Source organism: Amycolatopsis marina (assembly GCF_900111885.1).
GTDB classification, from domain to species: Bacteria; Actinomycetota; Actinomycetes; order Mycobacteriales; family Pseudonocardiaceae; genus Amycolatopsis; species Amycolatopsis marina.
This window is the reverse complement of the sequence record NZ_FOKG01000009.1, coordinates 13,103-24,885: the sequence shown is the minus strand read 5'-3', so window position 1 is coordinate 24,885 and position 11,783 is coordinate 13,103. Positions and strand designations below refer to the sequence as shown.

8 protein-coding genes are annotated in these 11,783 nt (G+C 70.6%); 3 read left to right on the top strand and 5 right to left on the bottom strand.

All coding sequences use genetic code 11. The features are described from left to right. Positions 1–6: 6 nt before the first annotated feature. Positions 7–1,152, top strand: a complete 1,146-nt coding sequence (locus BM199_RS16065) for a DUF58 domain-containing protein (RefSeq protein ID WP_091674047.1) — start codon at positions 7–9, stop codon at positions 1,150–1,152. Further along, the gene (locus tag BM199_RS16060; protein ID WP_091674046.1) at positions 1,149–3,326 is read left to right on the top strand and encodes a transglutaminase TgpA family protein; all 2,178 of its coding nucleotides are present in this window, start codon (positions 1,149–1,151) and stop codon (positions 3,324–3,326) included. Before BM199_RS16065 ends, BM199_RS16060 begins: the two co-directional genes overlap by 4 nt. 48 nt (positions 3,327–3,374) lie before the next feature. On the opposite strand, the gene BM199_RS16055 is transcribed toward BM199_RS16060, so the two are convergent. Then, complete coding sequence (locus tag BM199_RS16055; RefSeq protein ID WP_091674045.1) at positions 3,375–3,941, bottom strand: TetR/AcrR family transcriptional regulator; 567 nt, start codon at positions 3,939–3,941, stop codon at positions 3,375–3,377. 96 nt (positions 3,942–4,037) lie between these two features. Between BM199_RS16055 and BM199_RS16050 the strand changes: the two genes are divergently transcribed. Then, a complete protein-coding gene (locus BM199_RS16050) occupies positions 4,038–4,457 on the top strand; it encodes a TIGR03618 family F420-dependent PPOX class oxidoreductase (RefSeq protein WP_091674044.1) in 420 nt (139 codons plus the stop codon). Between the two features lie 117 nt (positions 4,458–4,574). Here the strand turns inward: BM199_RS16050 and BM199_RS16045 are convergent, their stop codons facing one another. The 4 genes from BM199_RS16045 to eccCa form a co-directional block, all read right to left on the bottom strand. Further along, the gene (locus BM199_RS16045; protein ID WP_245788395.1) at positions 4,575–5,990 is read right to left on the bottom strand and encodes a serine/threonine-protein kinase; all 1,416 of its coding nucleotides are present in this window, start codon (positions 5,988–5,990) and stop codon (positions 4,575–4,577) included. 93 nt (positions 5,991–6,083) lie between these two features. Further along, positions 6,084–7,451 carry a WXG100 family type VII secretion target gene (locus tag BM199_RS16040; protein ID WP_091674043.1) on the bottom strand — a complete coding sequence of 456 codons (1,368 nt, stop codon included), beginning with the start codon at positions 7,449–7,451 and terminating at the stop codon, positions 6,084–6,086. Between the two features lie 2 nt (positions 7,452–7,453). Next, positions 7,454–7,780 (bottom strand): hypothetical protein, encoded by a 327-nt coding sequence (locus BM199_RS16035; protein WP_091674042.1) that lies wholly within the window; start codon positions 7,778–7,780, stop codon positions 7,454–7,456. A 14-nt stretch (positions 7,781–7,794) separates the two neighbouring features. Continuing rightward, a complete protein-coding gene (eccCa, locus tag BM199_RS16030) occupies positions 7,795–11,766 on the bottom strand; it encodes a type VII secretion protein EccCa (protein WP_091674245.1) in 3,972 nt (1,323 codons plus the stop codon). Positions 11,767–11,783: the final 17 nt, after the last annotated feature.

The following is an 11,783-nucleotide window of genomic DNA, read 5'->3' as shown; positions in this document are numbered from 1 at the left end:
CGGACGATGCGTCGGATAACCCCGCGCGGCCTCGCGGTGCTCGTGCTGGCCGCGCTGTTGCTCGCAGGCGGTCACTGGGGCGGCTATCCGCTGCTGTGGACGCTGGGCGCGGTGTTGCTCGGCGCCGTGGTCGCCGCCGTCCTCTTCACCGCTCGCGGGATCCGGGTAGCGGTGCACCGCTCCGTCTACCCGGACCGGGTCGAGCGAGGTAGGCCCGCGCTGGCTCGGCTGCAGGTGAGCAACCCGGCCGGAAAGCGGCAGGCCGCGTTCCTGGCCACCGACGGTGTGAGCGGCGGTACCGAAACCGTCCGCGTTCGCGGCCTGCAGCCGGGAGGGAAGGCCACCTATCACTACGAACTGGCGACCACGAGGCGCGGCAAGGTGACCGTTGGCCCCCTGACACTGCTGCGGGTGGACGCCTTCGGCCTTGCCCGCAATCACGTGCCGACAGGAGAGACCACGGTGCTGTGGGTGTATCCGCGAAAACTGCCTGCCCGCGCCCTCGTCGGCGGGCACCCTCGGCATCACCACGAGGGCAACACCACGGACGACGGGCTGCGGGGTTCGGTGGATCTGAAGGACGTGCGGGAGTACGTCCCCGGTGACGAGGTACGCCACCTGCACTGGAAGGCGACCGCACGAACCGGCAGGCTGATGGTCCGGGATCTCGCCGACCCGCAACAGCCGCGGTTCACCCTTGTGCTGGACGACCGTGCCGGCGCGCTGCCCTCCGACGACTTCGAGGAGGCCGTCGACGTCGCGGCCGCACTGCTCAGCGCGTCCGCACTGGCGGGGCAGCACAGCAGGCTGGTCACCTCGTCCGGGCTCGACGTGCCCACTTCGGGCGGAGCACCCGCGACCCGTCGGCTGCTCGACGAACTGTGCGAACTCGGCCAGACCGGGGAGCACGACGCGGCCGTGGTGCCCGCGGCACTGTCCGTGGGCCGTGGCTCCGGCGGCTGCCTCGTCGTCGTCACCTCCGGTACGGCCGAACTGAACACGCTGTCCTTGGTGCGGCGCCGGTTCGGCACGATCCTCCTGATAGCACTGTCGGCGACTGTTCAGGGACAGTCCTCAATGGCCGGTGCGCGGGTGCTGGGAGCCGCGACCGCGGCGGAGGCGGTGCGTCGTTGGAACGAGGTCGCCGGGTGAGCACGTTCTCCCTCCGCGCCGTGACCACGGGATGTGTGGTGCTGGCCGCCGCCGTCGCGGGTCTGCTGTTCGCTCCCGTGTTCGGTCTTCCCGCGCTGCTGCTTCCCCTCGGCCTGCTAGCGGTGGCGGTGTTCGCGGTCGCCGTGCTCTGCTCCCGCCACGAGGCTCTCGTACCGTGGCGGCCGCTGCTCGTGACCGGCGCGGGCCTGCTGGTCGTGACCGAGACCGTGCTGTGGCCCACCACGATCGCGGGACTGCCGAGCGGCGAGACGGTGCGTGCGCTCGTCGCCGGGGCCACCGACTCCTGGCAGCTGGCCCTGCAGTCGACCTGGCCTGCCCGGCCGGACGCGGCGCTGCTGCTCTTCGTGCCGTTGCTGGTTCTCCTCGCCTCGGTGCTGGGTATCGAGTTGCTGTACCGGCTCGGGGTCCCCCTGCTCGCACTCGCCCCGAGTCTCGCCGTCGTGGTGCTGAGCCAGCTCTACGCCGCCCTGTCGGGTCCGGCGGCCGTGCTCGCGGCGCTGGCCTACGCGGCGGCCGCGGGGGCGGTACTGGTGAGCACGCGGGCCGATCCGGTGGGTGGCACGACATCAGCTCTCGGGAAACCCGAACCACGCCGGGTCGGTCCCGCGTTGCTGCGCGCCGCTCCGCCGGTCGTCCTCGCGGTCGCGTGCGCGATCGTGGCCGGGGTGCTGGCCCCCACCACCGCGCCCCGGTACTCGTTGAAGCACGACCAGTTGGCTCCCGTTGCCCAGAGCAGGGTGACCAGCCCGCTGGAGCAGATCGCCTACCGGATGGCGCATCCGGGTGCACCGGTGTTCGAGGTGTCCGGCGCCGCCGGTGTCGACCGGTGGCCCGTGGTGGTGCTGGACAACTTCGACGGCGTGAACTGGACGCCGGGCGCGCGGTACCGCAGGCTGGGCACCGAGTTGGCCCCGAGTCCCTCGATCACCTCGGACGTGCGGGCAAGGTCGGCACGAATCGACCCCGTGCAGCTGGACGGGCCGTGGCTGCCGAGCCAGACCTGGCCTGCCGGGGTGCGCGGGATCGACCTGCTCGTCGAGGAACAGCAGGGCACGCTGCTGGCGCCGCAGGCGGGCGGCGCGCCCTACACACTGACGTGGTGGGAACCGGAAACGGCGCCCGGCGAACTCATCGGGTCCGCGATCGATCCGCACGCCCCCGGCGGCCTCGGCGCCATCGGGGACGTGCCCCCCGGGGTGGCGGAACTGGCCAGGGACGCGGTACACGGAATGCGGCCGACCTTCCAGTCCGCACTGGTCCTGGACGACTTCCTGCGCAAGAACTACCGGTTGGCGACGGGACAGCATCTGCCGACGGGGCACTCCTGGCCGCAGTTGACGGAATTCCTGTTGCGCGACAAGCGAGGTACGAGCGAGCAGTTCGCCGCCGCGTACGTCGTGCTGGCCCGCGTCCTCGGCATCCCGGCACGACTGGTCGTCGGATTCCGGGCGCCCGCGCAACGAGGGCCCGACGGTCGGTACACGGTGCGCAATGCGGACGTGCTCGCGTGGCCCGAGGTGGCGGTCGACGGCGTGGGCTGGGTGCCGCTGGATCCGAGCGGCGCGGCGACCACGTCCGGGCAGGCGGCCGGCGCCGGACTGGCAGCGGCGGCGGCACAGGCTCGCGCCCAGCTGCCGCCGCAGGAGGACCTGCGTGATCCGCCGGTGGCACCGCAGCAACAGGAGGTCGCAGGGCCGGAGTCCGACAGCCCGGTAGGCCCCGTCCTGGTGGGTGTGCTGGCCGGGATCCCCCTGCTGGTGTTGCTGGCCTGGGTCGTCGGCGTCCCCACGGCCACGGCGTGGCGGGCGAGGCGTCGTCGTCGCAGAGCGGGGACGGGAGCGGTCATCGGCGCCTGGGAGGAGGTCCGCGACCGGTTGCGCGCCCATGGCGTCGCGGTGTCGGCGGGAATGACCGTCCGCGACCTGGCCACCGCTGCGGCAGGTGTGTTCGACCGGACCACAGTGGAGGGAGTCCGGTCGCTCAGCTCCACAGTGGATATAGCGCTGTGGAGCGGGATGGAGCCGGACAAGCAGCGGGGTCGTGAAGCGTGGGCAGCTGTGCGAACCGTCCGCCGAGGACTGGCGGGGCGCGGCTGGCGAGCGCGCATTCGCGCGGCCGTCGATCCCCGCGTCCTGCTCCCACCCCGCCCCTGACCGGGAAGCGATCGCACGGCGAGGTGGACCGGAACATGTCCGGCGCCGTCAGCCCCGCGCGATCGTGGCGATCGCGTCCGCCAGGTCGCTGACCACGCGCTTGCCCTGGGACTCGTTCCGGCCGAGCGGCAGGTCCAGCTGCAGGCCCATGAAGGCGGCGTCGAGCAGCGCCACCGCTCGCCCCGCGCGTGCCCGTGCGCAACCGGCGGCGACCAGGTGGTCCGCGAGGGCATCCACCCAACGCTCGTTGGCCTCGCGGACCACCGACACGTAGGGTTCACACCCGAGTAGCCCCAGGGCCGCGGCCTCGACGTACAACCGGTGGCAGTGGTCCGACTGCTCCGACGTGCTGACCCGCCAGAGATCCAGGACCGCCGTGCGCACGCTCCTGGATCGCGGCAAGGACCGGACGGTCCGGACCGACCGGTCGTTGGCCACCCGGAGCATGGTGGCGACGAGGTCGTCCTTGCTGTCGAAGTGGTAGAGCAGCATCCGGTCGCTGGTGCCGATCGCCGATGCGAGCGGTCGCAGGCTCAGCCCGATCAGGCCTTGGTCGAGCGCGTAGTCGGTCGCCAGCTCAGCCAGCTCCTCACGTCGTGCGGTGTTCCGGACCATGACGCCTCCTCGTCCCGTTGAACGGAAGTGTAGCGGGTGCTACGTTGTAGCAGTCGCTACATATACCTGAACCATGAGAGGCAAGAGACCGTGAGCATGAGCGAGACGGAACTGGAAAAGTTCCTCGCCCAGACCTTTCCCACCCCACTCGGCGTCATCTCCACCTTGCGCCGGGACGGATCACCACACATCGTCCCGGTCTGGTTCCGGTGGAACGCAGGCTTCGTGACGGTCTGGACGACGGACACTCGTGTCTGGGTACGCAACCTGCTGCGCGACCCGAGGGCGGCTTTCTCCGTCCAGACTTTCGAGGACCCCTACCCGGCGGTGATGATGCGGGGACATGCGACCGTCGCGACCGCGGACGACGACACCACGGTCGAACAGGCTCGGGAGATCGCCCGCCGCTACCTCGCTCCCGAGGACGTGAACGGATACGTCACAGACTGGCCGGACCTACGCACCATCGTCACGATCACCCCGGATCACGTCGTGTCCTGGTCGGTCGGAGGCTGAGACGCATGTGCGCTCGCAATGTCACTTTCCCGGGAAAGTGACATGGTTGCGCGCGCGGGGTATGACACTTTCCCGGAAAAGTGCCGCACATGCGACCGGGCCCACGGATCTGACGATCTACTTGCTGCAGTTGGCGTCCCGGATTTGCTTGGCCTGGCTCTCGAAGGTCTGGCGTCCGTCGTTCGCGACGCCCTGGACGAGGAAGCAGTACTTGAGCACTGGATCCACCGGAACGCGGTAGGTGGTGTTGCGCTGGACGAAGATGGTTTCGTTTTCCTTGCCCTCAGGCGCGACGATCACCGCATAGTCCAGCGGCTCCGAGCTGCGCCAGGACAGTTCGACGTAGTTGCCCTTGTCGACGGGATTGTTCAGTTCGAGTTGGACCGCCGCGGCCGACGCGGTTGCCGGGGTCGGCGTCTCCGTCTCGGCCTGCGCTGGTGGCGCGTCGAGTTCGTCCGGGCGGTACATCAGGAGCAGTACCGCCACGACGGCGAGCACCGACAGTCCGCCGACGATCGCCAGGATCAGCCCACCGTGCGATTTGCGGCGGCGGGCGTCGTTCGGCCCGTACTCGAGGATCGGCTGTCCGAGTGCGCGAGGTGGCGCGGGCGGCGGCCCGACGGGATATGGCACGGGCGGTGGCGCCGTGGTCGCGGCGGGCCGAGGAGGCGGGACGGCCGCCGCGAAGTCGTCGAACGCGGGCCGGTCGAGCTGGGTCTGTGTGCCCTGCGGCCCAATCATCATGCTCAGCCGGGAGGCGACGGTCGCGGCGTCGAGCGGGCGGGCGTCGGGGTTCTTCTCCAGCAACGCGGACACCAGCTGCCCGAGCCCGGACGGCAGGTCGGCGCGCTCGAGCGGGGGAACCGTGCCACCGAGTACCCGGAGCATGAGCTCGCCCGGCTGCTCCCCCGTCCGGCCCTGGTGCGGGGACCGCCCGGACAGTGCGAGGTACAGAATCGCACCGAGCCCGTACAGGTCGGCGCGTTCGTCGGCGGAGCCGTCCCGCACCGTCTCGGGCGGCAGGTAGTCCACGTCCTGTTCCGGGTCACGCGGGAATGCCCTGCGCAGGGTAAGACCGAAGTCCGACAGCACGGGGGCGCCGGACGGCCGGAACAGCACGTTGCCCGGGGTGACCCCACCATGCACCAGCCCTGCGCGGTGCGCCGTCGCCAGCGTCACCGCGAGCGCCTCCCCCAACGCGAGCGCGTCCGCGATCGACAGCGGGCCGAACGCGTTGATCAGCTCCGGCAGCGACTGCGCACACAGTTCCATGTGCACCGCGAGCCGCCCGTCAGGAAGATCCTGCACGCGGTGCGGCACGAGAACCGCGGAGTCCTCGCGAATCGCGGCCTGCGCGGACAGTTCGTCGTCCAGCTCGCCACGGGATCTGCGGTCCAGCCTGCCGGGATAGACCTTCAGTGCGAACGCCTCGCCGGTCGCCTCGTGCACCCCGGCCAGCACGGTGGCGACCGGGCCCTCGCCCAGTGGTACCAACTCGCCGTACTCCGGGACCGTGGCCATCGCGGTGCTCATCCTCGTGCTCTCCATCACGCCGTCCGGTGAAGTCTTTCATCCCGCAGGTGCCCCCGCCGAGCCGCCGTCCGGGTGTGGCCGCGGGAACCGGCATCAGAACCCCCGATTACCCGCTCTCCTGACACGTTCCGGTCGCTCCGGCCGTTCCGGCCGCAGCGGCGACGCCGCCACGGACTCGTCGACCTGCCACACCTCGTGGTCCAGAACCCCCGGGGCGCCGGAGTTGCCCGCCCCGGAGGTCCTGCTGGACATGGCAAGCGGCCGGAAGCCGTTCGCCGTGGGGTCGGCGAGGCCGGACCGGCCGCGCAGCCGCGCGGGAACGCCCGGAGTGGGCTGGGGGGACCTCGTGCGTCGCTCGTTCCCCCCGACAGGCCTCGCCGCACCGGATCGGCCACTGCCGGACGCTGCGCCCGCGCCCGGCGGCATCATCATCATCGGCGGCATCATCCGCCCGCCACCGCCCGAGGAGCCCGGTATGGATCCGGCGGACGACTCGGGCAGGCGCGGCGCTTCCGGCACGGTCGGTGGCGTGGTGCTCGCGACCGGCTTGGCGGCCTGCTCGATCCGCGGCGGCCCGGCCGCCGCGTCGGCGCCGGTGCCCGCACCTCCGGGAACGCCACTCGAGCCGATCCCGCCACCCGCTCCCGGCTGCCAGGACGAGCCGGGGCCAGCAGCGGCCGGCTCAGCTCTGCTGCCCGGCTTTCCGCCTGCGCCCGAGGCACCAGGCGGAATCGCGATGAGACCTGGTATCGACACACCGCCCGGCGGCAGGGCCGCGCCGGTGACGGGCCCTGGTCCCACGAACGGCGCGGGGAACGCGCCCGGAAGTCCGGCGAGTGCCGGGCCCGCGGGCAAGGCCACATCCGAACAGCAACCGGCGGCGGGTGCCGTGGACGTCGTCGCGTGGGGGTGCTCCGGTGCACCGGCCGGTGGGACCGCTCGTCGTGCGCCGCCGGAGCAGCCGTGGACCGCCTCCGCGGCCGCGTCGAAGTAGCGATCGAGTTCGGCAAGGTAGGCGGCGCCTTCCCGATGCAGGCCAGCGTCCTGGCGCGCCTGCCCGGGACCATCCGTCCCCACGGCGTGCCAGGCCTGCGCGTCGCTCCAGACCTGCACGAGCACGGACCGTTCCAGCGCATCGGCCAACCTCGCCTTGGTGACCAGCAACTGGCGGGCGAGATCGTCGAGAGCACGCCACGGTTCGCGATCCTCGATCCGCGCGAGCAGTTCGTCGATGGCGGCCCTGCGCCGCTCGACCTCGACGACGAACCCCGCGCCGGTGCTGTCGTTCCAGTGCGTCGCAAGCGAATCCAGCTCCCGGCGCATCGAATCGGACACGTCCCTGAGCTGCTCGGCGACGGCCCGCCACATGCGCGCGGCGTCCTGAACCCTTGGCAGATGGTGGTGCACCTCGGCACTGACCAGCCCGAACTGCGCCGCGACGGACAAGGTGGCGTACTCCATGCTCACGACTCCTGTTCCCCGGCACCGTGGAGAGCGTCGAGGATGTCCGCGGTTCCCGAACGGTCGGTCTCCAGGTAGTCCATTGCGGACAAAGCAGCGGCCGCCTTCAGCGCGTCGAGCGCTTCGTCCGTTTCGGCGAGGAATCGGGCGAGTGCCGTGGTCGCGACGCTTTCGACGGCGACAAAGTTGGCGCATCCGCGCATCCCGCCCGGACAGGGGTGATCACCAGCGTCGGCGCTCGCCTCCGGCAGCCGGATCGCGAGCACCTGACTCGCGAAGCGTCGCATGGCTTCCGGGTCGCCATCCAGCTCCCGGCGTGGTCCGCACATGGTTCCTCCGTCGGTCAGTCGTTCTTCGGCAGCCAGGCGAGCTGCACCAGCCGAGCCGGGTGCCGCCTGTTGGTCAGCCATGCCCTTCCCTGCGGCAGCAGTTCCGGCTTGAGGCCACCGAGCAGCGGCCCCTCGTCCTTGTCGCCGGACATCATCAAGCCCGGTGACCCCACGTCCCGCAGCCGCGAGACGAAGGGCTCGAACAAGGCCCGGCCCGCCCCTCCCGTGCGTCGCGTCAGCACCACGTGCAGCCCGATGTCCCTGCCCTGCGCCACGAAGTCCAGCAACGGCAGGAACGGGTTGTCCAGCTGGCTCGCCACGAGGTCGTAGTCGTCGATCAGGACGAACAACTCGGGCCCCCGCCACCAACTGCGTTCGCGCAGCTGATCCGGCGTGACGTCCTGTCCCGGCAGCCGCACCGCCATCTCGTCGGCGACCTGCCGCATCAGCCGGGAGGTCGTCTCCCGGTCCGTGCCATAGCCGATGAGGTGTTCGGCGTCGACGTCGCCGAGCAGGCCCCGCCGATGATCGACGATGATCATCCTCGCCCGCGTGGGCTCGTAGCTGCTGCTGATCCCACGGGCCAGTGCCCGGAGGAACGTGGTCTTGCCCGCCTCGGTGTCCCCCAGCAGAAGGAGGTGCGGGTCCACGCCGAAGTCCAGCAGCACCGGCTCGAAGTCGTGCTCCGCGATGCCCACGGCGATCCGGTGCGCCGCGGGGTCGTGGGCGCCCGCCAGCTGCTCGTACGGCAACGCGGCGGGCAGCAGCCGGACCGCGGGAGCGGCAGGTCCCCGCCAGGCGGCCGACACGGTGTCCACCAGCTGCCGGACCCCGTCGGACAGGTCGGCCGGATCGGTGTTCCCGTCGATCCTCGGCAGTGCGATCAGCAGCTGGTGTTTACTCATGGTCACACCGCGTCCCGGTGCGCCCTCCGGGACCTTGATCGCCGACGCCCTGTCGACCATGCTGTCGACCGGATCGCCTATCCGCAGCTCGACCTTGGTGCCGAACAGGTCCCTGATGTTCATCCGGAGATCGAACATGCGGGCACACGACACGACGACGTGCACGCCGTAGGAGAGGCCCCGTGCCGCGATGTCGGCCACGACGGCTTCCAGGTCGTCGAACTCGGTGCGCATTGTGGACCAGCCGTCGATGACCAGGAAGACGTCGCCGTACGGGTCCACACCGTCCTCCGCGTTCCGCCGCCGGTACGCCTGCATCCCGTCGATCTCCCGCTCCGCGAACGCACGTTCCCGGTGCGCGATCAGCGTCCGCACTTCCGCGATCGTCCGCCGCACCGCGCCCACGTTCTGCCGGCCCGCGACACCGCCGACATGTGGCAGTCCACGAATCGAGCCCAGCGTTCCGCCGCCGAAGTCGAGGCAGTAGAACTGCACCTCCTGGGGAGTGTTCGTCAGCGCCAGGCTGGTGATGACCGACCGAAGCGTGGTGCTCTTCCCCGACTGCGGTGCGCCGATGACCAGCACGTGGCCCGCCGAGCCGGACAGCTCCAGCACCAGCGGTTCCCGTCGCTGGTCCAGCGGCCGGTCCACGATTCCGACCACCGCGCGCAGCTTCCCGCTCAGCCGCTCGTCGCCGGAACCGAGCCCGCGCTCGTCGCGCGTGGCGAGTTCCGGCAGCAACTGGCCGAGAGTGGGCGACTCGCCCAGCGGGGGCAACCACACCCGGTGGGCAGGGTTGCCGCGCCCCCGCATGCGGTCGACGATGACGTCCAGCAGGGTCTCGCCCACCACGTTGTCGTCGTCGTCAACGTCGTCCGCCGTGTCCTCGGCGTCGGCCTGTGGAGCCAGGTAGCGGGTCGAGTACTCGAGCAGTGTCAGTGCGTCCCCGCGCCCCTCGTCCGCGATGTTCGCCGTCGCCGTCCGGTGCACACCGGACACATAGGCCGAACGGAATCGGACCATCGATTCCGTACCCGCCTTGAGAAAACCGTGTCCGGGTGCGCGCGGAAGCGTGAACGCGTCACCGACGCCGAGCACGGTCCGGCTCTCGAGATCGGAGAAGGTGCGCAGGCCGATGCGATACGACAGGTGCGTCTCCAGGCCGCGGAGCCTGCCCTCGTCGAGGCGCTGGCTCGCCAGCAACAGGTGCACACCGAGTGAACGCCCGACGCGCCCGATCTGCACGAACATGTCGATGAAGTCGGGCTTGGCCGACAACAGCTCGCTGAACTCGTCGCAGATCACCAGCAGGGTGGGCACCTCCGGCAGTGGTGCACCGGTGGCGCGGGCCTTCTCGTACTCCCGTAGCGAGGCGAAGTTGCCCGCCGCCCGCAGCAGTTCCTGCCTGCGCACCAACTCACCGTTGATCGCATCGGTCATCCGGTCCACCAGATGCAGTTCGTCCGCGAGGTTGGTGATGACCGCGCTGGTGTGCGGCAGCTTGTCCAGGGCCGCGAAGGTGGCGCCGCCCTTGAAGTCCACGAGGGCGAAGTTCAGCGAACTCGGCGAGTGGGCGACAGCGAGGGCGAGCACGATGGTGCGCAGCAGTTCGCTCTTGCCGGAGCCGGTGGCGCCGATCAACAGTCCGTGCGGCCCCATTCCGTCCTGTGCGGACTCCTTCAGATCGAGTTCGACCGGTGTTCCGTCGGCCCGGATCCCGAAGCGGATCCGCAGCCGGTCCCTGTTCGGTCGCTGCACCCACGTGTCATCGGGGTCGAACGTGTGCGGGTCACCGATCTCGAGGAGTTCGGCCAGGCCCAGGTCCGTGCTCATCGGTTGCTCTCCACGGATACCGGCTGTCGCCCGAAGCGGTGCCAGCTGCCGCGCGATTCCCTCCGCGGTGGGCACGTCCAGCGCGTCCGCGACGCCGAGATCGACCGCACCGTCCATCGTCTCGCTTGTGAGCGAACCGTCGGGGCCGACGTGCAGCACGATCGAGGAGGGATCGAGCGCGCGCGGTGGCCGGCCGCGGAGGTCGACGATCGTGACGCCTTCCAGTCCGCCCTCGGCCATCAGGTGGTCCGATCCGGCGATCGAACCGCCGTCCAGCATCACCACCACGTGCGGCAGGGCATCCCGGTTGTCCACAGTGGGATCGAAGCGGGAGCGCTTGCCGAGCAGATCGTCGAGCATCGCCTCGATCGTGACGATGGACGGTGCGACCAGCCGCAACGGTCCGGCCGCGTCGGTCCGCTCGGGATGCAGTGCGTGCGGCAACCACTTGAGCCACTCCCACTCCTCCTGCGCCCCTCCTGCCGGACACGCCGCGATCCGCAGGTCGTCGGGCGACTGCAGGGTCGCGAGCTGCGCCACGATCGCGCGGACCAACGCGACCGACCTGTCCCGGTCACCATGCACGTGGACACGGCCGAAGCCGTTGATCGCCATCGCCAGCGGGAGGTCGGGAATGGCCGAGTAGGTGGTGATGAACCGCCGGAGCGCCAGTGCCGACAGCGGCTCCAGTTGCTCGAGGGGTTTGGCCTCGGGGGGCACGAGGCCCATCGCAGGACGCTGCGGGCCGGTACCGATGCGGGCGACCCCGAAATCGGCGTCGAGGGGGCGACGCTCCCACAGCCGGTAGCTCCCGACGAGCGACAACAGCGCGACCGGTTCCGGATGGAGGTACACCATGGCGTCGCGTTGCCTGCCCACCGCACGGGTCAGCCGCAACCGGTGCTGCGCGAGGTGACGCAGGTAGCTCCTTCTCTCGTGGCCCATCTCGCGTTTGCTCGGGCCCGAGGAGTTGAGCAGCGCGACACCCAGCATGCCGAGCATGCCGACGCCGAACAGGCCGAAGATCACCAGCCGCAGTGAGCCGGAGCCGGAGCCCGCGCCCATTCTGCCCGAGAACATCAGCATCATCGCGGCCATCATGGCGACCATCGGGATGACCATGAGGAGCTGCGTCCACTGCCTGCCCGAGGGCTTGGGAATCTCCGGTGGCGCGTCCAGGACGAGCTCCCCCGAGGGTTGTTCCGGGGCGGGACGACGCACTGGCCTCCGAACCACGACCGTAGCCATCGCGAGCACCCTCTCTT

Coding starts and splice junctions, on each gene's coding strand:
- eccCa (WP_091674245.1), bottom strand. CDS start 11,766: ATGGCTACGGTCGTGGTTCGGAGGCCAGTGCGTCGTCCCGCCCCGGAA.
- BM199_RS16035 (WP_091674042.1), bottom strand. CDS start 7,780: ATGTGCGGACCACGCCGGGAGCTGGATGGCGACCCGGAAGCCATGCGA.
- BM199_RS16050 (WP_091674044.1), top strand. CDS start 4,038: ATGAGCGAGACGGAACTGGAAAAGTTCCTCGCCCAGACCTTTCCCACC.
- BM199_RS16065 (WP_091674047.1), top strand. CDS start 7: ATGCGTCGGATAACCCCGCGCGGCCTCGCGGTGCTCGTGCTGGCCGCG.
- BM199_RS16040 (WP_091674043.1), bottom strand. CDS start 7,451: ATGGAGTACGCCACCTTGTCCGTCGCGGCGCAGTTCGGGCTGGTCAGT.
- BM199_RS16055 (WP_091674045.1), bottom strand. CDS start 3,941: ATGGTCCGGAACACCGCACGACGTGAGGAGCTGGCTGAGCTGGCGACC.
- BM199_RS16045 (WP_245788395.1), bottom strand. CDS start 5,990: ATGAGCACCGCGATGGCCACGGTCCCGGAGTACGGCGAGTTGGTACCA.